Source organism: Haoranjiania flava, assembly GCF_025631005.1.
Classification (GTDB): Bacteria; Bacteroidota; Bacteroidia; order Chitinophagales; family Chitinophagaceae; genus Haoranjiania; species Haoranjiania flava.
Genome location: NZ_JAOTPL010000002.1, coordinates 252,338 through 273,535 on the forward strand (window position 1 = coordinate 252,338; position 21,198 = coordinate 273,535).

Here is a 21,198-nt window from a genome sequence, read left to right on the forward strand (position 1 = left end):
AAATAGCCATAAGCAAAGTTGCATATCAACCGTGAATGAATAAAGGCTATTCCATGTGACCATTAAGAACAGCCGCAAAGCGGCGAACTAAGAATTATACGCATGAAAATAAAATACCTCTTGCTCATTGCATCAATCTTTTTTTCGTTTGTATCGCAAGCGCAAACGGTAGATTACATCTATAAAAAATATCATGTCGAAGGCAGTATCGTTGTCTTTGATGTAAACCGGAATAAATGGTTTTTTTCTGACAGGAATGATGCATATAAAGGCACATTGCCAGCTTCTACTTTTAAGATAGTAAATTCCTGTATTGCACTACAGACGCGGGTTGTGGACAATGAACATGAACTGCTTCCGTGGGATAAAAAGATAAGGATATTTAATGGAGCACCCGTTGCCGCATGGAATCAGGATACAGATATGCAGGATGCTTTCAGGAATTCAACGGTATGGTTTTATGTTGAAATGGCAAAAAGAGTTGGCAGGGAAAAGTATAGGGAAATATTACATGAGATCAGTTACGGCAATAATGACTTTTCTGAAAAAGGAATTGATTTCTGGAACTATGGCAATTTTAAAGTCACGCCTGTACAGCAGATTTTTTTCTTAAAAAACCTGTACTACAATAAGCTTGCTTTTGATACAGCGGTTATGCATACGGTGAAAAACATTATGCTATCTGACAGCACAGAAACATATACTATCCGCAGCAAGAGCGGGTGGACGCAGTCTGAAGGCAAAGATATTGGCTGGTATGTGGGCTGGCTCACTGTTAGAGATAATGTGTATCTCTTTGCCAACAGGCTCACCAAGCCGGAGCAGGAAAAAAATGATGGCTTCAGCGCCACGAGGAAGAATATTGTACTTGATATATTCAGGGATTGGGGAATGATTTAAATTATTAGAATAATCTTGCAGGACAATAACCTTTGCTTTAAAAAAAATACCATGAGAGACAAGACCTCTTTTATGTTTTTCTGAAAGATTATATTGAATTTCAGAAATGAGGTTTTTGTGCTTTAATACATATATATCAGTATTAAATATTTCTTCTTCTGTATGTTTATCTTTAGGTTGCAATTGTTCAGCTAAAAATAGAGTATTAGTAGCTAAAGCCTGCGCCTTACTTAAGAATTTTGGATAAAGTCCAGCATAACTAACCATAACGCTATCATCGTTTGATACATTAAATTCAATATAACCATTCATATCCCCGATAATTCCTTTCAAAGATGTAATTCCTTTTAAGGTGGCAGCCGGCAATATTGTTTGATCTTTTTCAGATTTAATTACAAAACGACAAATTTGCTATTTCATGCTTCAATACTGATATTAAAATAATCTTTTCTCAGTAAGAAATATATAGTAAATAAAGGTGCGAAATATATGATATATATTATAGCAAATGCTACAAAAGGTATTTTGTCTAATATGACTAATGCCGCAGCAAGAACACCAACAGGTATACCTATAGCATAAAATCCGCCAGGCATTTTCTGACGTATTTTAAGAACATCACCATCTTTTAAAGGTATTTGTTTTGAAGACGAACAATTATCCATTTTTATAACCACCCGGGTATACTCTGTGGTAGTTTCAACTTTGATTTTCTTTGTTTCGTTTATTCTTAATTTATGAGAAGTTCCGTTTATAGTAACAGTAATTGTTCTGAATAAAAAATCAAAATTTCTTTTTAATATAATTTTCATATGCTGTAATTGCCTTGATGTATATCGCATTCAATCATAGAAAATGCAAAAGCTGTCATTCTATTTCTTTAATAAAATAGATTGATAAACCCATTACTGGAGAAAACTATTGAAAATGCGCTGAAGGACAACAAATCCCTTATCAACAATAGTTTTGCCAGCATGATGATGTAAATATACAGTAGCTTTTTTCTTTGTCACTTACCTGATGTTTTTAATGCCGTTCAGGCATGTGCGTATAAACAGTACGAACCGTATAAGGAATCTTAGTTTCTGCATCTTTCTTTCCCATGTTATAGGCAAAGAGCAATGCAATAAAAAACAGTATTCCTAATATTATTTTCCAGAATAAGCTGAATGCTTTGTGTTCTTTTAGCATGATTAGGTTTTTAACGTTCTAAAATTTATTCACCTGAATGTACTTGAGAAAAACTTTGTTATTTCTTTATTCAGTTTCTCCTCTACGATGCCTGTTAGTTGCATCTTTGCCATGTATATAGGATATATAGAAAACCAGCAAAGCAGAAATTATAATGTAAAGTATTCAAAACAATAGATAGAATTAGAAAATACTTAATATGCTGAAGTTATAAAATAAGATTGATACAATCATGCTATGGTTATAGATCTACAACAGTTTTTTATATAGATATCCTAATAGTTCTGATATTTCTCCTGCTAAAACTACACTAAATAATAATGCCATAATTTTAATAGTAAGACTATCAGTATATTGTTCTTTGTTCATGGTATTAAATATTTTTAAAAATTAAATAAGTGCACTCTTCTTACTTCTCTTAAACAAAATTTAAAAAAATAAATAGATTTTAATCATAATGTAATGTTAAAATTAATCTAAGTATGTTAATAAGATATTACAAATGAGCAATAGTTGTTATTCAAATTCCTGGTAATTGAGTAAAACAATTGCCCGCCATTCCCTGATAAAAATTGTACTTTTACCGTCTATTGGAAACAACGATTATGGAGAAAAAACTTTTTCTGCTTGATGCTATGGCGTTGATATACCGTGCCTATTACGCACTTATACGCAACCCCCGCATCACCTCACAGGGCAAAAATACAAACGCACAATTCGGATTTACAAATACACTGATTGAACTCATCAATAAATACAAGCCTACGCACATGGCGGTGTGCTTCGATGCATTCGCGCCAACTGAACGGCACACCAGCTTTGAGATGTACAAGGCCAACCGGCAGGAAGCGCCTGAAGACCTGCTCTCTTCTTTGCCTGAAATAAAAAGGATCATTGAAGCCTTCAATATACCGGTGCTTGAGCGTGAAGGCTATGAGGCAGATGATGTAATAGGCACGCTTGCGTGGCAGGCAGCAGATATGGGTTATGAAGTTTTTATGGTTACCCCGGACAAGGATTTCGGGCAGTTGCTTACCAAAGAAAACGTGTTTATTTTCAAGCCCGCGTACATGGGCAGCAAGGAAGAAATTCTTACAGCGGAAAAGATTTGCGAGAAATGGGATATAGAAAATGTTTGCCAGGTGATTGACATCCTCGGACTTATGGGCGATGCAGTAGACAATATCCCGGGCATTGCAGGCGTGGGCGCCAAAACAGCAGCCAAGCTCTTGAAAGAATATAAAACACTGGAAAATGTACTGGAAAATGCCGATGGTATTCCTGGTGCACTGGGTGAAAAAATAAGGGCCGGGAAAGAAAATGCCATCTTATCTAAAATGCTGGCTACCATCATCACCGACGTACCTATAGAATTTCACGAAGAAGACTTTGAACTAAAGCCCTGGAATACAGAGGCTTTGACCCAGGTGTTTGCGGAGCTTGAGTTTCGTGCGCTGGGCAAAAGATTGCTGGGTGAAACCTTTACGGTGTCTGTATCTGAAAACGTGCAGAGAGATCTTTTTGGAAATGTTGTGGAAGCTGATATGCAGGTTGCCATCACGGAAGATATTCAGACAGTGAAGGAAATGCGCAACATCAGCAATACCGAACACAAATACCATCTTATTGATACAAACCCGGACATTCACCGGCTTATTCAAAAATTATTTACCTATAAAGAAATCTCTTTTGATACAGAAACCACGAGTCCTGATGCAAACCGCGCTGAGCTGGTAGGGCTGAGTTTCTGTGTAGAAAAAGGAGAAGCTTTCTATGTACCCCTGCCTGCCGACAGGCAGGAGACGCTGAAAAGGCTGGATCTGTTTGATGAACTGTTTCGCAGAAGTGATGTTTTATGGATCGGGCAGAATATAAAATATGATCTGCTGGTTTTGAAATGGTACGGTAAGGAGCTCACAGGCGAAGTGTTTGATACAATGGTAGCGCATTACGTAATTGAGCCGGAAGGCAGGCGTGGCATGGATTTGCTTAGCGAGCAATACCTGGGTTATACGCCCATAGCCATCACTGAAATGATTGGTAAAAAAGGTAAGAACCAGGGAACCATGCGCGACGTAGAGGTTGGCAAAGTGGTGGAATACGCCGGCGAAGATGCAGATGTAACGCTGCAATTGAAAGATGTCTTCGCACCTATGATCCATACAAAAAACGTACATACCATTTTTGCGCAGGTTGATAATCCTTTGGTAAAAGTACTGATGGATATGGAGTTTGAAGGTGTAAAGATCGATGAAGGTTTTTTGCTGGACTACTCCAAAGGACTGGAAAAAGAAGCCGCTGAATATGAAGAAAATGTTTACCGCGAAGCAGGCGTAAGGTTTAACCTGGCATCGCCTAAACAGTTAGGAGAAGTGCTTTTTGAAAAATTGCAGTTAGACCCCAGGGCCAGGAAAACCAGGACAGGCCAATATGCTACGGGCGAAGATGTATTGCTGAAATTATCGCATCAGCATAAAATTGCAGAGGACATCCTAAGTTTCAGGGAACTCACCAAGCTGCGCAATACCTATGTGGATACTTTACCGCAGATAGTGAATCCGAGAAGCGGAAGGGTACACACCTCTTTTAACCAGACAATCGCTGTCACCGGGCGTTTGAGCAGTAACAATCCTAACCTCCAGAATATACCTATCAGAACAGAGCGGGGAAGGGAAATAAGAAGAGCATTTATCGCGCGCGATGAGAATCATATTTTATTAAGCGCCGATTATTCTCAAATAGAACTGCGCATTGTAGCAGCTATCAGTGGCGATAAAAATATGTGCGAAGCGTTTAAAAATGGTACGGACATTCATACAGCAACGGCTGCAAAAGTCTATGGCGTAGATCCTGTTGATGTTACCAAGGAGCAGCGCTATAAAGCCAAAAGTGTAAACTTCGGCATTATTTACGGACAGGGCGCTTTTGGATTGGCTAACAATCTCAACATCAGCAGATCAGAAGCGCGGGAGATCATTGAAAACTACAAAAAAGAATTTTCGGGGATTGATAATTATATGACTGAGGCAATTGCTTCCGCCCAGCGAAAAGGCTATGCAGAAACCATCCTTGGCAGAAAGAACTGGCTGAAAGATATCAATTCATCCAATGCTGTGGTGCGCGGCTATGCAGAAAGAAATGCCATCAACTCTCCCATACAAGGAACGGCAGCAGATATGATCAAGCTTGCCATGATCAATATTCATAAGGCTTTCAAAGAACAAGGCATACGTTCAAAAATGATTTTGCAGGTACATGATGAACTGGTGTTTGATGTACTGCAAAGCGAAATAGAACTGGTCAGGGAGATTGTGATAAACAAGATGCGCACTGCACTGCCGCTGCCAAATGATGTGCCTGTGGAAGCAGAGGCAGGCATTGGTACAAATTGGCTGGAAGCGCATTAAATCGTAATATTGCAGCGTATGCACCTTAAAATACAGGCGATAAAAAACCAACATACACCACACCGTCTTTTTCTTGAAGTGGGAGACGATTATGTAGCAGCCTGCACAACTTCTTCAGAGAATATTATTGCAGCATTTCATTTATACAGCTATAAAAACATGGATGACTTTGCTGAAATACTGTATGCAGTTAAAGAAGGCTTTGCGCAGGCTAACAATGAATTGCCGGTAAATGTTGTGTGCCAGAATGCTTATGCCACCTGCATTCCAAAGGAATTTTTGCAGGAGAGTAATGATGCAGGTTTTTTGAATAAAATACTCAATGTTCCGGCCGGATATGAAATGTTTTGGTCTTCACTCAATGATATAGAGATCGCTTATTTTGTAGATAGCAAAAAATTGCAAACTCTGAAAAAAGCATTTCCTGGCATTAAGATCACGCATAAATATTCAACAATAATTCACCGCATTGTGAATACTATTAAGGCAGATGGTAAATTATTGTATGCAATTTTTTATGACCATACCATGGTCCTCGCTGCCTTCAGCAACCGCGATTTACAACTGATCAACACTTACAGTTTTTCTGGTGAAGCAGATGTTGTGTATCACCTGCTAAATGCAATAAAGCAATTGGGCTTCGACATAAATGACACCAGGCTGATGTTGTCAGGAAGTATAGACGGCGACTCTGCTTTGTATAAACAGATCTATAATTTTATACCGCATATTGAGGGGGATACGATCGATGAAAATCTATTTTCAAAAGAGCAGACAGGCGCATATCCATTACACTATTTTATACCCTATTTTTTAAACACCGATTATTTTACATGAGAATAATAACCGGAAAATATCGTGGAAGAAGAATAAACCCGCCGGCTAAAATGCCCAATACCAGGCCTACTACAGACATTGCCAAGGAAGGCTTGTTCAATATTTTGCAAAACAGGGTAGATTTTGATGATATAAAAACGCTGGATCTTTTTGGCGGCACAGGAAGCATCTCTTATGAGCTTGCCTCACGCGGTGCCGGCGATCTCACCATTGTGGAGAAGGACACACAGATGTATAATTTCATTCAGCAAAATATAAAATTACTGGACATAGAAAATGCCAAAGTGCTGAAGATGGATGTGTTCCAGTACCTTGAAAGTTGCAGGGACGCCTATGACTTTATTTTTGCCGGCCCTCCTTATTCTTTGGGAGCTATTGATGAATTGCCCAAACTGGTTGTTGAAAAGAAATTAATTGCGCAGGGCGGCTATTTTGTGCTGGAACATACGCCACGCAACGATTACAAAGATTACGCCGGCTATAGCTTTCAACGTAATTACGGCACTACCATTTTTACTTTTTTTGAAAGTACTCACGATGAATAAGAATGAACTGCGCAAAGCATATCTTGCAAAAAGAAGAGCTATAGAGCCGCATCAGCGATTAAAGTTTGATGATCTTTTGCTCATCAATTTGCAAAAAATCACTTTTGACGATGAGGTAAATTGCCTGTTCACTTATTTCCCGATTGAAAAATTCGGTGAACCGAATACGTTTATCTTTACCAGGTACATGCAGTTTGTTTTTCCTGAATTGCAGGTAGCTTACCCCAAAACAGATTGGCAAAACCACCAGATGCACGCATTGATCATAGAGGAAGAATCTTCTTACGAAAAAAATCCCCAGGGATTGTACGAGCCCGTATCTGAGGTAATTGTTGATCCGCGGGATATTGATGTGGTTTTTGTGCCACTGCTTGCTTTCGATACAAACGGCTACCGCGTTGGCTTTGGAAAAGGTTACTATGATAAGTTTTTAACCACGTGCCGCGAAGATGTATTAAAAATCGGTTTCAGTTATTTTCCCCCGGTCGATGAAATAGAGGATGTATCTGATCATGATATTGCTTTAGATTATTGTATCACCTGCGATGCTGTTTATGCGTTCTGATGCCATCATAAAAGTTATCAGGTACTTATTATTTCCCGTATCAGTGATATACGGGCTGGTGGTATTGCTGAGAAATTTCCTTTACAACAAAAAGATTCTTCGGTCTGCAACATTCAACCTGCCGGTGATCTGCGTAGGCAACCTGTCTGTAGGCGGTACAGGCAAAACGCCGATGACGGAATACCTTATACGCTTATTAAAAAAAGATTACCTTGTGGCCACACTTAGCCGCGGCTATAAAAGAAAAACCAAAGGCTACCTGCTTGCCGGCAAAAATACTACCGCCCGTGATATCGGTGATGAGCCTATGCAGTTTCATACTTCATTTCCTGAAATACGCGTAGCTGTTGGCGAGCAGCGTGCGGAAGCCATCCCGGCGTTGTTGCTCGATGCGCCTGAAACGGAAATAATCATTCTTGACGATGCTTTCCAGCACAGGCCTGTAAACGCAGGCCTGAATATATTGCTCACTGAGTTTGGAAATTTGTATGTGGATGATTTCTTTCTCCCTGCCGGCAACCTGCGTGATGCAAAAACATCCGCGCAGCGGGCGCATATAATTATTGTCACCAAGTGCCCGCCGGATCTTTCTGTACGGCAAAAAGAAAAGATCACTGAACGGTTAAATCCATTGCCTGGCCAACAGGTATTTTTCTCACACATTGCATACAATGAGCCCTGTCATTTATTTGCCCGGGATGAAAAGAAAAAGTTATCGGGAAGCCATGTATTGTTGATCACCGGCATAGCCAATACCGGTAAACTTATCTCTTATATTCAAGCCCATGCCGGTCATGTGGAGCTGCTGAGATACAGTGACCATCACGATTTCACACACAATGATGTGCTTGCTTTAATCAATAGATTTTCTTCCGTTGCTGCAACTGATAAAATTATTGTTACCACAGAAAAAGATGCGGTCAAGCTCAGCAATTTTAAAGATATACTTATGGGTGTGCCTGTATATGTGCTGCCCATTCATCATGCATTTCTGTTTGATGAGCAACCAGAGTTTGATGCAACAATATTAAATTTTATAAAAGAGTTTTCTGCAAAAGAGGTTAATTAAGCAGCTGCTGATTATCTTCTATTTTCCAGTCTTTAGATTTAATTACTTCTGTCAGCAAGGTTCTTAGCTGGTCTTTTGCTATCCGCGGCATTTCACTTTCCATAGCAGCTTTTTCCACTTGTTTCCTGGCATTTTCCTGTATTTTTCTGAAATCATCATTGCTGAATTTGTAGAAAATTTCATCGTCCAGGCTGTAGTAATTATAATCAGTTTCTATGGATAGCAGTTCAGGCTCAGGCACAGAGATCAGTCGCACCTTTTTATTTTCTTCATCCATTTCCCAACGGCATTTTTCAATATCGAAGCCTATCATCACTTTGGCTTTAACTATCACCAGCGCACTTTTTTGCGCGGGAATGAAAGCCAGCAGTTTTTTAGATTGTTTATAATTATATACTTCTGAAATAAATCCTTCGGCACAAACAATTTTAAATACTCTTTTCATGCTTTCCACAATAGTGTGCGAATGCTCTGAAACGATGGCAGATGCTTTGTTTGCGGACTTTTGAATGCGCCATAAAAGAATGATAAATATAGCGCCGATCCCCAATCCTATCAACAGCATTGTCACGTTGCTATTGTTTTGCGGTGTGCCCAAAGGCCTGCCAAACATGGAGTATAGCGAAGCTGCAATAAAAAGAATAAGCAGCCCTAAACCTATCCACATAATCCGTTTTCCGTATCTTTGAAACATAGCGCTTAAAATTTAATGCTAAAATAATCATTTTTTCCCGCACAACTTTTTAAATATCTCTTACCATTGTGTTTACAAATGAACGAATAACCTTATAGCAATTCGACCAATTAAAGAGATAAAAAATATATATGGATGAAATAAAAGCATGATTTTTGCTAATATGTAGGAAGTAAATTTAACAATGAAGAAAAATATAAATAAAAGACCAACAGGAAAAAACCATACTGTGGCAATGAAGCCTTTAACCGGTGTGCTGGATATGACGCGTTCAGGCGTGGGCTATGTAATAATCAGTGAAGAACAGGAAGATATTTTTATAAACAGAAATGACCTCGGAACAGCGCTGGATGGCGATACCGTAGTAGTAAAAGTGACAAGGAAAAGTTCAGTCAGCGGCAAGCTGGAAGGCAGGATCATTGATGTGCTAAAAAGAAACCAGACAGATTTCATGGGCGTGTTGAATGCTTCCGAAGGCTTTGGTTTTGTCAATATCATTTCAGAAAAACCACTGCCCGATTTTTATGTTTCTGCTATCAGGATGAAAAACATACCGGACGGATCAAGGGTTTTAGTAAAATTTTTGAAATGGGATTCGCCGGATAAAAAACCCGAAGCTGAAATAATCAAAGTGATACAGCCTGAAGATGAAAATAATTTTGCCATGCAGAATATTCTCACTGAAAATGGCTTCACTATTGGCTTTGACGATGCAGTAAAAAAAGAATCAGAAGCCTTGCCTGACACTTTGCCGCAGCAAGAAATAAATCGAAGGAAGGATTTTCGCGATGTGCTTACCTTCACCGTAGATCCGCTGGATGCCAAAGATTTTGATGACGCCATTTCATTTAAAAAAATTGATGAACACTGGTTTGAAATAGGTGTACACATTGCAGACGTAAGCTATTATGTACGACCGGGCACTGCTTTGGACGATGAAGCTTATAAGCGCGCTACTTCGGTTTATTTGCCCGATAGGGTAAACCCGATGCTGCCCGAACATATTTCAAATGTGCTGTGCTCACTGCGCCCGGATGAAGATAAATTTACTTTCTCTGCAGTCTTTACCATGAATAAAAACGGCGCTATCCGCGATACCTGGTTTGGAAGGACGGTCATCAGGTCTAACCGCAGGTTTACTTACGAGGAAGCACAGGATATTATTGACGGTGGCGCAGGAGACCACAGCGATGTGATACTGACCATACATGAGATTGCACAAAACATACGCCGGCAGCGTTTTGAGAAAGGAGCTATCAATTTCTCATCTACAGAAGTGAGGTTTGTGCTTGATGATAAGGGCAAGCCTATCGGCATTGTAGTGAAGGAAAGCAAGCCTTCCCACCAGTTGATTGAAGAATTTATGCTGATTGCCAACAAAGCAGTTGCAGAGCAGGTTTCTAAAGTAAAGATCAAAGGGCAGCCACTACCTTTTCCTTACCGCGTTCACGATAAACCAGACGAAGAAAAGCTTCAGGCATTTTTGCCGATAGCCATGAAATTTGGTTTTAAGTTTGATCTGAACACGCCTAAAACTATTGCAGAGAGTTTCAACAACATGTTGCAGCAGATACAAGGTAAACCCGAAATGCATGTATTGGAACAGTTGGGCGTACGCACTATGGCAAAGGCTGTATACACTACAGAGAATGTTGGCCACTACGGCTTAGGCTTTGAAAACTATTGCCATTTTACTTCCCCTATCCGCCGCTATCCGGATGTGATGGTACATCGTGTGCTGGATGCTGTTTTAAACAATAGCGCCAAACCTGATAAGGAGATGGAAGAAAAGTGCATACACTGCAGTGAGCGTGAGCGTGCAGCTATGGATGCAGAGCGGGATGGCGACAAGTATAAACAGATAGAATATATGCGGGAGCATCTGGGCGAAGATTTTGACGGTGTTATCAGCGGAGTTTCTTCATTTGGCTTCTGGGTAGAGACTATCAATGAAAAATGCGAAGGCATGGTAAGCCTTATGAGCCTTTCGTATATGGATACTTTTGAGCATATTGAAGGTGAGTTTATGTTGCGTGGCATTAGAACAGGTAAGACTTTCAGAATGGGCGACAGGATAAGGATCAAAGTAATTGCTGCTGATCTGGATAAGCGTCAGATGGATTATGAGTGGATTCCCAAGCCCGGCGGTGAACCTCAAAAAGATAAACCAACATCAAAGCCTGCAAAGAAACCTAAAAGAAATGCAGTGGGGCAGAAGAAAGAAAAATAAGTTTATTGTGGAAGGTTGCTATGTGGGAACGTGCCTCAAGGCGCTTCCCACAGAATGCTGGCTCAACATGGCAAATGATGTGATATTTTACTAATTTTTAAAATCAATACAGGATTTACTATTGTGTGAACTTACTATTGTAGGAACTTGTCTATTGTGAACTTGCTATTGTGGAATTGCTGTGTGGGAACGCGCCTCGAGGCGCGCCCCTGCTGTAATATTTAGATTGCTAAATCAGATTATACCTTCCTTCTACAATTATAATAAGGATAAGAGATTTTCATTGTAAAGAACGCGCCTCAAGGCGCATTCCCACAGAATGCTGGCAGAACATTGCAAATGATGTGATATTTTACTAATTTTTAAAATCAGTACAGGATTTAATATTGTGGAATTGCTATGTTGAATTGCTATGTGGGAACGCGCCTCGAGGCGCGTCCCTGCTGTAATATTTAGATTGCTAAATCAGATTATACCTTCCTGTCTACAATTATAATAAGGAAAAAAGATTTTCATTGTAAAGAACGCGCCTCAAGGCGCATTCCCACAGAATGCTGGCACAACATGGCAAATGATGTGATATTTTTCTAATTTTTAAAATCAGTACAGGATTTGCTATTGTGTGAACTTGTCTATTGTGAACTTGCTATTGTCGAATTGCTATTGTCGAATTGCTATTGTGGAATTGCTATGTGGGAACGCGCCTCGAGGCGCGCGCCAGAAACATCAATTATTCCAAAAATATAAGATGCATTTTTTTATCAAACTTGCTCATCATCCTCATGTTTTTCTTTTAATTTCTCATCAATCTTTTTATCAAGGTCATCAATCCTTTCCTGCAGGGTGACAGTATTTTTTCCTTTGATATCAATCACATCCTCATCCTCATTTTTTTCAGAAAAATCTTCTTTTATTTTTTCATTCAGGTCGGTGGTTTTGTTTTCAATATCTTTCCCGTTTACTTCGGTTTTATTCACCGCTTCCAGCGGCTTGTCTTCATGTTCCACTTCAACAATCTTAGTGGTAACAGCATATTCCGCAGGATAGATATTGGATCCATATTCCATAGCCCACGATTTGGTAAATTCCGCACCGAAATATAAAATGATAGCCGAATAATAGATCCATACTAGCATGATCACGAATGAAGCTGCAGCGCCAAAGGTTGAATCAATATTACTGTTTTTGATGTAAATACCAATGAGAAAACGGCCCAGCATAAACAGCACAGTGGTGGTTGCGGCGCCTACCATTACATCTTTCCACTTAATCTTAGCGTCTGGCAGAAACTTAAATACAGCGCCGAATATAACACTAATCACTAGGAATGAGAGGAGGATATTTACTGCGTAAATGATTATCACCGTAATATCCGGATACCACAGCCTCAACCTGTCGCTAAAGGCGTCGACCACAGCGTTTACTCCAAAGAATACCAACAATAAAAAACCAAGGCTTATGATCATGGAGAAAGATAATAACCTGTTCAATATCATTTTAAGCCAGCTTTTTTTGGGCTTGGGTTTAATGCCCCAGATAGTATTGATGGATTGCTGTATCTGCGCAAACACCGTGGTAGCAGCAAAAATAAGCGTACCGATACCAATGATTGCGGCTATTTTACTCTTACCCGAGACCGCTGCTTTTTCTATAATATTTTCCAGGAAGCCTGCTGCACTTGCACCCAGGTACTGGCGTAATGTTTCAAAAATCTCGCCCTGAACCGCTTCTTTTCCCAGGAACCATCCGAGTAGACCCAGCAATACTATAAAGAAGGGAGCTAATGAAAATATAGTTGCATAGGCAAGAGATCCGCTGAGGTTGGTAACGTTATCGTCTGAAAATCCGGTAAAGGAATTTTTCAGTACTGTCCAGACGCCTTTCCATGTTATTTTTTTTCCATTAAACTTCATCAGTATTTGTTTTTTTTGTCCGCTGTCATGCAGCATTATTCACAGGGTTGCATATCCTAAGTGGGCGATTGTTGTAATCCCTCACTTACACTAAACATCATATATTGTACCAAAACCTACAGCCTCTTCTTCCTGCTTATTTTTTGCAGCATTTTTACAACCAGCCAGATGCCGATTGCTACAAATAACAGCCACCATAACCTGGTAAGGATCAGTACAAATTCCAGGAATAGATACCAGCCGGTTTTTAAGGCATCTATAAACCTTAAGCCAAAATCAGGCTTATAAGTATTGATGCTTTTTACAAAAGGCACCGTGGTCTTAAATTCTTTTTTATCTTGGAAAATGTGCAGGTGCACGGTGCTGTAATTGACCTTATCATCCAGTTGGATTTTGTTCAAAAGTGCTTCGTCTGCAGATAGCTGCCTGTTGTAACGCGCGTTTTCGGCTGATACATTGTCACTGAGATCACCCCTTTTACCCCGCTGCAGGCTATCAATCCTGTTTTGAGAGCGCGATGCTCTTTTTTGTCTAAGCTCTTCTGCAAAATATTTCAGCGTGGCGTCTTCAGCCGTGAGGTTTCTGCTTTCTAAAAAATCTATATGGTTGCTGATCTGCTTCAGCAAAGTATCCAGGTTATACTGAGGTACACGCAGGGTTACATTGCTCTGCAATACATAGTGAATGATCTGTAATGCAGAGTCTCTGGTGGTTTGCACCAACTTCTCATCTTGTTGAGTTTTTGATATTTCAGAAGATTCTACAAATCCGCCGTTGGCTCTCACCAGGTCTTCTATGTTGTAGGTAGTTTTTACAGCGTCTTTTGATTTGAACTTTAAATCAGCAGTTTTAATGATCTTCTTGGTACTGTCTGTGCCTGCTTTAGCGATGTATGAAGACACGATGGAAGCATTGTCGGCTGTAACGTCTTCTGCCGTTTCAGGTGTGGCAGCAGCGCTTTCAGCACGATCGGCAGACTGGTGGTCAACGTTTGAATTGCCGCAGGAATTCAGGAGCAAGGCGATAAGGATAAGCAGGCATGCGATAGTTTTGGTATGCATAGCATTTGTTTTATTGGTGGAATAATGAAGACCTGATGCTATTTATACCTGCCGGTATAATTTGTAACCTAGCTGAATATTAAAATAAAATTTAAATTTATTGCATGGTGCCCCCTTTTGCTGTAAATACCGTTTTTAACTGTTCGAACCGGTTGCTGTCAATAGCTCTGGTGGCATTCTCAATAATAGCGGTAGCAAAGCCAAGTTCTAAAGAATCCATAGCGGTAAAGTACACACAATAATCGGCCGCAAGCCCGCAAACGTCCACGCTGTTTACATTGCGCCCTTTCAGGTAATCTGCAAGGCCGGTAGACTTTAGCTTACCATTATCATAAAAACCGCTGTAGCTGTCTATATGCCTGTCCATCCCTTTACGGAAGATGGCTTCAATTTTACTTGTATTTAGTGTATCGGCAAATGCAGCTCCCGTCGTTTCCTGTACACAATGGTCGGGCCATAATGTTTGTTGCAGGCCGTGCAGATCAATTATTTCAAATACATTTTTTCCCGGATGTTGGGAAGCGAAGCTCAGGTGTCCGGCCGGGTGCCAGTCTTGTGTGGCCACTACCAGCTCATAATTGTTTTGTAGCTGGTTGATGGTTGGGATAATTTTATCGCCGTCATTCACAGCCAGTGATCCTCCTGGTAAAAAATCGTTTTGTATATCTACTATTATCAGAGCCTTCATTTGTTTTTTATCAAATATAAACAAAACTGCCGCACTTGCAGGAGCGGCAGCTTAAGATACATACAGGTATATGGAAATTATGGATGCATGATCCTGCCCATAAACAAGATGGTATTGGAGGTTTTTTCGCTGATAATGATACCAAAAGGCCGGTTGCAATTAAAAATTACCGTCTTTAGCTGCGGTGCGGAGGTTGAAAGCATCCCGGTAGTTGTAACTGCTGCGGCTTCCGTACCTTCTTCATTTACTTCTACAAAGGTATTTTGTTTTACAAACCCTATAAATAAAGGTTTTACTTTGCTCATGGTGGAGAAATCAGCTAAACTTTCATTAAAAGCCTTCGTCATACCCATCTTCTTTAAAGTATTATTCAAAACCGTGTCTTTTTCAAGTTTAAACTTTGGCAGGCTTACTATGGTATTTGTTCCCCGCATTTTTTGCTGCAGCTCGTCCCAGCCGGATAAACTAAGGCTGTTGTATATACTTTTTATACTTTTTCCCGGCTTTGGCAACAGGATGGTAGCCCGGAATTGCTGATTGCCATACGGAAGGTTGATCACCTGGTAATCTTCATTTTCAGTATAATCAAATACGCCTTCCTGCTTCATCATTTTTACCGTTTTCCTGGCGCCATTCTCACCGGTAAATTGCTCATCTTTGGTGTCTTTTTTATCGAATTTTCTGGTCCAATCGCCCTTGAAATACAAAGCATTCATCAGTATCATCACCAGGTGCGGATCCAATGCTTGCAATACTTTGGGTATTTTTCCGTTGGTATTGTCATTGGCCCATTTATTAATAATAGCTACATCCGAAGGTACAAACGGCAGACCTGTAACCTGTGCATTAAAATCATTTTTCATCTGGTTGAGATATACGGTTTCAAACGGGAATGAAGTTTTGTGGAAAATAGCATTGGCCAATGTCATTTTTACTTTAGGATCGGCTGCTGGCAGTTCTTGCAGCAGCTTGCTATACGCAACATTCAGGTCTTTGATGTTGATATTTTCTGCGTGCAATGCTTTTAAAATCTCAGATTTTGTGTCATTGCCGGCGCCGTTCACCACCATGCCTAAAGCCATGTGCAGGCTTAACGGCGATAAAAAAATATTATCATCTGCCACATATTCTGTTTGTACTGTCTTAAAAAAATCAAATGCAAATGAAGACGTTGCATTGGCAACCTCCTGTTTTATTTCAATTGGTTTTGCCTGGCTGTCCGCATCAGGCTTTGCACCTCCATCTGTACTTTTTGTACAGCCGGTAAAGGTTAGTGCGCTTATCAGAATGGTTGTTAAATGTAGTTTCATACAATCCTTTTTTTAAATATAACTCTTATAGATACGTTAAAGATGGCAGAAACGTTACACCTGGAATGGCTTATTTTTATAAAAAAATCCCGCAACATTTGTTACGGGATCGGGTATTTAATTTTCGGCAAAATTTTTCCGGATAATGTTTAGTGCTGCACCGGCTTTGAACCATTCTATCTGCTGTGCATTGTAGGTATGGTTCACAGGAAACTGTTCTGTGGTGCCGTCTTTGTGATGCAGTACCAGCGTTAACGGTTTTACCGGGGTAAAATCTGTGAGCCCCACGATGTCGATCACGTCGTCTTCCAGTATTTTATCGTAATCATCCTTGTTGGCAAAAGTCAGTGCGAGCATACCCTGTTTCTTCAGGTTGGTTTCGTGGATGCGTGCGAATGATTTTACCAGCACCGCTTTTACGCCTAAATGGCGCGGCTCCATGGCAGCATGCTCACGGCTGGATCCTTCACCGTAGTTTTCATCGCCCACTACAATTGTTCCTATGCCGGCTGCCTTGTAAGCCCGCTGTGTTTCAGGCACTGGGCCGTAGGTTCCGGTAAGCTGGTTTTTAACCAGGTCAGTTTGCTCGTTAAAATAATTCAGTGCGCCAATCAGCAGGTTGTTGGAAATATTATCCAGGTGGCCGCGGTACTTCAGCCAGGGGCCTGCCATAGAGATATGGTCTGTTGTGCACTTTCCTTTAGCTTTTATCAGCAGGCGTAAACCGGTCATATCTTTGCCGTTCCAGGCAGGGAATGGTTCCAGCAGTTGCAGCCTGTTGCTCTCAGGCGATACGCTTACGGTAATATTGCTGCCGTCTTCAGCCGGAGCCTGGTAGCCCGGGTCTTCTACTTCAAAACCTTTGGTTGGCAATTCATCGCCGGAAGGAGGGTCTAATTTTACTTGCGCACCGGCCTGGTTGGTGAGGGTATCTGTCAGCGGGTTAAAGCCAAGGTCGCCGGCAATGGCCAGCGCCGTAACGATTTCCGGAGAAGCTACGAATGCAAAGGTATTGGGGTTGCCATCGTTGCGTTTGGCAAAGTTGCGGTTGAAGGAGTGTACAATGGTGTTTCTCTCCTTTTTCTCGGCGCCCATCCTGTCCCACATGCCTATGCAGGGGCCGCAGGCATTGGTGTAAATAGTTGCGCCTACTTTTTTGTAGGTATCAATAATGCCGTCTCTTTCCACCGTATACCTGATCTGTTCAGAGCCGGGGTTGATGCCGAATTCTGCTTTGGCTGCCAGGTTTTTCTCGCCTACCTGCCTGGCTATGGATACAGCGCGCGAAAGGTCTTCGTAAGAAGAGTTGGTGCAGGACCCGATAAGGCCTACCTCCACCTTCAGCGGCCAGTCGTTGGCCAGGGCTGCTTCCTTCATTTTAGAAATAGGTGTAGCCAGGTCGGGGGTGAACGGGCCGTTTACATGCGGCTCCAGTTCAGAAAGATTTATTTCATAAACTTCATCAAAATATTTTTCAGGATCGGCATACACTTCGGCATCGCCGGTGAGGTGTTCCCTGATCTCGTTTGCCATATCTGCCACTTCGCTTCTGCCGGTTGCACGCAGGTAGCGCTCCATGGAATCGTCGTACCCGAAAGTAGAGGTTGTAGCGCCAATTTCAGCGCCCATATTGCAGATAGTACCTTTACCGGTACAGCTCATGGAAACAGCGCCTTCGCCGAAATATTCTACAATAGCGCCGGTGCCGCCCTTAACGGTCAGCAACCCGGAAACTTTCAGTATTACATCTTTGGGAGCAGTCCAGCCGTTGAGCTTTCCGGTAAGTTTTATACCGATCAGTTTGGGAAACTTCAGCTCCCAGGGGAGGCCTGCCATTACATCACAGGCATCGGCGCCGCCTACGCCGATAGCGATCATGCCCAATCCGCCTGCGTTTACGGTATGTGAATCGGTACCGATCATCATGCCGCCGGGAAATGCATAGTTTTCCAGTACTACCTGGTGAATAATGCCGGCGCCGGGCTTCCAGAAACCAATTCCGTATTTATTGGATACCGAACTCAGGAAATCAAAAACTTCCTTACTGTCCTGGTTGGCGAGGGCAAGGTCTTTTTCTGCTCCTTCTTTGGCTATGATCAGGTGATCACAATGCACGGTAGAGGGTACTGCTACTTTTGGCCTGCCTGCCTGCATAAACTGCAACAGCGCCATTTGTGCGGTAGCATCCTGCATGGCTACGCGGTCGGGAGAAAAGTTTACATAATCTGTAGCGCGCTCAAATGCTTTCAGGTGCTGATCCTCGTGCAGGTGTGCATACAATATTTTTTCAGACAGCGTCAAAGGTTTTCCAACCAATGCCCTTGCCTTTTTTATTTTTTCGGGCAAATGCTGGTACACCTTGCGGATCATGTCAATATCAAAAGCCATAAACAATTGGTTTTTATAAAAATTAAAGGTTATCTCTTATGCGTAGCGAATATAACTAAAAAAGAAAACATTGCTTTTTTTAGTGTGTATATTTTAGGAATAAATTTTGTTGCTATAGAAAAAAATATATTATTTTGAATATAGAAAATTTAACTTTATATCAATTTCTCCCTCTAAAAAGTAATTGTTATGGAAAAAATTAGAGAATTCATAGAATGGGGCGCATTTGGTGTATGTTCCAAACTGGGCGAAAAGTTGGGCATAGCTTCCTCTCGCATCAGGCTTTGGTTTATCTATATTTCCTTCCTGACTTTGGGATCGCCAATTATTGTTTACATGGCCATGCTGTTTACCTTAAACATCAGAAAGTATGTTTTCTTTGCCAAGAGGAACCCGGTGGAGGCCAATTAAAAAAACGACCACATTAAATGATCAGCATACACAAATTGTTAGTGGCAGCAGTAATCTTCTTTACCGCAGCAAGTATATACTCATGCAAAAAAAATATCGATGATATTCCTGATGACGGAGGTGTTAAGTTAGACACTGCTAATTCCACCTGGGCAGACAGGCTCTACGATTCGGTGTTTTTTTATGCTAAGGAAATTTATTACTGGCATGATAAGCTCCCTGCGTATAAAGAATTTCTGCCACGTCAATACAAAACTTCCGATACTTTGATGGGCTTGCAAAAGGAGGTTTTCCAGCTTACACGTTATGCTAAAGATGGTGTAGGAAGGTCGTACGAGCAGGCTATAGATTATGATAAGTATGGACAAAGAATAGATGACAACAGCCATGCGAAATTTTCTTATGTTGCTTATACAAAAAGTACCATGAATGGAGGCGCTGTTTCTAATGCATTGCTAAATAACGATTACTCTAAAAATCTAAAAATGACTTTAGATGGCAAGGAAAATAATTTTGGCTTTGTGTTAGGGTTTATCCCAGCAAAGTATTCGTATGGTACTGCCGATAGTATTGATGCTGCAAAAGTTGACTCCAACAGTTATGTAAGCTTTGTAAGGTTCATTACTAAGGAGTCGCCCGCTTACTATGCTGGAATAAGAAGGGGAGACTACGTTACTAAATTGAATGGAATAATTGTAAATGACGATAATATTAATGCTGTTGAAAGGGCCTTAAACGGCGATCATCTTAATATAACTACTTATAAGCCATCTACTAAAGTTGAAAAAAATTTTTCGCTGAATAAATCTACCTATAGATTTGATCCTTTCTTCAAAGATACCGTATTGACAATCACTAGTCCCAACAATGGAGTGAGTAAGAAAATAGGGTATGCAGCCTATAAATCGTTTACGGAATTTGACAGCAGTTCCAAGGAACCGCTTGAGCGTGTGATCCAGAGATTTACCTCTCAGGGAATCCAGGACCTGGTAATTGATTTGCGATATAATGGCGGTGGTTGGGTTAATACAGCCGACAACTTTGTAGACTACCTGGCGCCTTCATCTGCGCATGGAAAAGTAAAGATGGTAAACTATTATAACACGCTCATGCAGCAGAAAAAAGCAATAATTTTAAAACAGCTGCCTCAGCGCGATGAAAATGATAAGATCAAGCCTGGTTTAACCTATTTTGATTACGATTACTCAATAGAAAGTAATACCAAAAAAATTGCTAAAAAAGGCTCGATAGACCTGCCGCGCATTTTCTTTATTGTGAGCAGCAGTTCTGCCTCCGCAAGCGAAATGATGATCAATTGCCTGAAGCCTCATATGAATGTAACATTGGTAGGGGCTTCTTTCTCAGATGATGGTAAAAAAACCTATGGTAAACCTATCGGCTTCTTCGAAGTACGCATGGGTCCGGAAAATAACAGTTTCAGCATGTGGGTATCTAATTTTGAAACTAAAAACGCTTTGGGTGAAGGGGGTTATTATGCCGGTATGAGTACAGATTACCAGGCTTTTGATGATATTCGTTATGACTTAGGCGATCCAAGGGAAAGATGCTTTAGGGAAGCCATCAGGCTAATCCTGGGAGATAATAAATATACACCTCCTGTAACTATGTCCAGGTATGGCGGTGCTATTCGTTCTGCTGCAACTACGGATCAGGGAAGTATGAAAGATGTGAGAGGTATTTCTTTAGGCCCTGTTACAAACATCTATGATATGGTCATTGACCCTTCCAAATAAATTTATCCTATTCCAACTGCCGGCATTTCAACGGCAGTTTTTTATCCATGGCTATATTAAGTTGAGATTGTAATATTGATTGTGCGATTCACAGCAGGCGCAAGCGTCCGCTTGTGCTATGAGTTGCAAGGTGTTTTTTATTTATTTGCACGCCAAGCTTTTACCCCAAGCTCGCAAAGAATTTAGGAGGTAAGTGGTGAATGAGATTGCTTTCGCTCCGTCCGAAGACTCCGGA

At 40.9% G+C, this 21,198-nt stretch carries 16 protein-coding genes; 9 read left to right on the forward strand and 7 right to left on the reverse strand.

The features are described from left to right. Positions 1-102 precede the first annotated feature (102 nt). Positions 103-900: a penicillin-binding transpeptidase domain-containing protein gene (locus OD355_RS02570; protein ID WP_263036883.1), complete on the forward strand. Its 798-nt coding sequence runs from the start codon at positions 103-105 to the stop codon at positions 898-900. A 416-nt stretch (positions 901-1,316) separates the two neighbouring features. Here the strand turns inward: OD355_RS02570 and OD355_RS02575 are convergent, their stop codons facing one another. Then, positions 1,317-1,712, reverse strand: a complete 396-nt coding sequence (locus tag OD355_RS02575) for a hypothetical protein (RefSeq protein ID WP_263036884.1) — start codon at positions 1,710-1,712, stop codon at positions 1,317-1,319. Between the two features lie 984 nt (positions 1,713-2,696). Between OD355_RS02575 and polA the strand changes: the two genes are divergently transcribed. The 5 genes from polA to lpxK are packed head-to-tail and all read left to right on the forward strand — an operon-like array spanning position 2,697 to position 8,514. Then, on the forward strand, positions 2,697-5,498 hold the full coding sequence (gene polA, locus OD355_RS02580) for a DNA polymerase I (RefSeq protein WP_263036885.1): 2,802 nt from the start codon (positions 2,697-2,699) through the stop codon (positions 5,496-5,498). 18 nt (positions 5,499-5,516) lie between these two features. Beyond that, positions 5,517-6,335 (forward strand): DUF3822 family protein, encoded by an 819-nt coding sequence (locus OD355_RS02585; RefSeq protein ID WP_263036886.1) that lies wholly within the window; start codon positions 5,517-5,519, stop codon positions 6,333-6,335. Further along, positions 6,332-6,880, forward strand: coding sequence for an RsmD family RNA methyltransferase (locus tag OD355_RS02590; protein ID WP_263036887.1), 549 nt, complete (start codon positions 6,332-6,334; stop codon positions 6,878-6,880). Before OD355_RS02585 ends, OD355_RS02590 begins: the two co-directional genes overlap by 4 nt. After that, positions 6,873-7,445 carry a 5-formyltetrahydrofolate cyclo-ligase gene (locus OD355_RS02595; protein ID WP_263036888.1) on the forward strand — a complete coding sequence of 191 codons (573 nt, stop codon included), beginning with the start codon at positions 6,873-6,875 and terminating at the stop codon, positions 7,443-7,445. The genes OD355_RS02590 and OD355_RS02595 overlap by 8 nt, the downstream gene beginning before the upstream one ends. Continuing rightward, positions 7,426-8,514, forward strand: coding sequence for a tetraacyldisaccharide 4'-kinase (gene lpxK / locus OD355_RS02600; protein ID WP_263036889.1), 1,089 nt, complete (start codon positions 7,426-7,428; stop codon positions 8,512-8,514). Before OD355_RS02595 ends, lpxK begins: the two co-directional genes overlap by 20 nt. On the opposite strand, the gene OD355_RS02605 is transcribed toward lpxK, so the two are convergent. Beyond that, positions 8,507-9,208, reverse strand: a complete 702-nt coding sequence (locus tag OD355_RS02605) for a DUF4230 domain-containing protein (RefSeq protein ID WP_263036890.1) — start codon at positions 9,206-9,208, stop codon at positions 8,507-8,509. The two genes, lpxK and OD355_RS02605, sit on opposite strands and share 8 nt — an antisense overlap. 184 nt (positions 9,209-9,392) lie before the next feature. Between OD355_RS02605 and rnr the strand changes: the two genes are divergently transcribed. Next, positions 9,393-11,438, forward strand: coding sequence for a ribonuclease R (rnr, locus tag OD355_RS02610; protein WP_263036891.1), 2,046 nt, complete (start codon positions 9,393-9,395; stop codon positions 11,436-11,438). Positions 11,439-12,199: 761 nt separating this feature from the next. On the opposite strand, the gene OD355_RS02615 is transcribed toward rnr, so the two are convergent. The 5 genes from OD355_RS02615 to OD355_RS02635 form a co-directional block, all read right to left on the reverse strand. Beyond that, positions 12,200-13,351, reverse strand: coding sequence for a YihY/virulence factor BrkB family protein (locus tag OD355_RS02615; RefSeq protein ID WP_263036892.1), 1,152 nt, complete (start codon positions 13,349-13,351; stop codon positions 12,200-12,202). A 116-nt stretch (positions 13,352-13,467) separates the two neighbouring features. After that, a complete protein-coding gene (locus OD355_RS02620; RefSeq protein ID WP_263036893.1) occupies positions 13,468-14,412 on the reverse strand; it encodes a DUF4349 domain-containing protein in 945 nt (314 codons plus the stop codon). Positions 14,413-14,509: 97 nt separating this feature from the next. Continuing rightward, the gene (pncA, locus tag OD355_RS02625) at positions 14,510-15,100 is read right to left on the reverse strand and encodes a bifunctional nicotinamidase/pyrazinamidase (RefSeq protein ID WP_263036894.1); all 591 of its coding nucleotides are present in this window, start codon (positions 15,098-15,100) and stop codon (positions 14,510-14,512) included. 77 nt (positions 15,101-15,177) lie between these two features. After that, positions 15,178-16,410: a serpin family protein gene (locus OD355_RS02630; protein WP_263036895.1), complete on the reverse strand. Its 1,233-nt coding sequence runs from the start codon at positions 16,408-16,410 to the stop codon at positions 15,178-15,180. 117 nt (positions 16,411-16,527) lie between these two features. Beyond that, positions 16,528-18,798, reverse strand: coding sequence for an aconitate hydratase (locus tag OD355_RS02635; protein ID WP_263036896.1), 2,271 nt, complete (start codon positions 18,796-18,798; stop codon positions 16,528-16,530). 189 nt (positions 18,799-18,987) lie between these two features. Between OD355_RS02635 and OD355_RS02640 the strand changes: the two genes are divergently transcribed. Together OD355_RS02640 and OD355_RS02645 are read left to right on the forward strand one after the other, a co-directional pair. Next, positions 18,988-19,209, forward strand: coding sequence for a PspC family transcriptional regulator (locus tag OD355_RS02640; protein ID WP_263036897.1), 222 nt, complete (start codon positions 18,988-18,990; stop codon positions 19,207-19,209). A 17-nt stretch (positions 19,210-19,226) separates the two neighbouring features. After that, positions 19,227-20,963, forward strand: a complete 1,737-nt coding sequence (locus tag OD355_RS02645) for a S41 family peptidase (protein ID WP_263036898.1) — start codon at positions 19,227-19,229, stop codon at positions 20,961-20,963. Positions 20,964-21,198 lie beyond the last annotated feature (235 nt).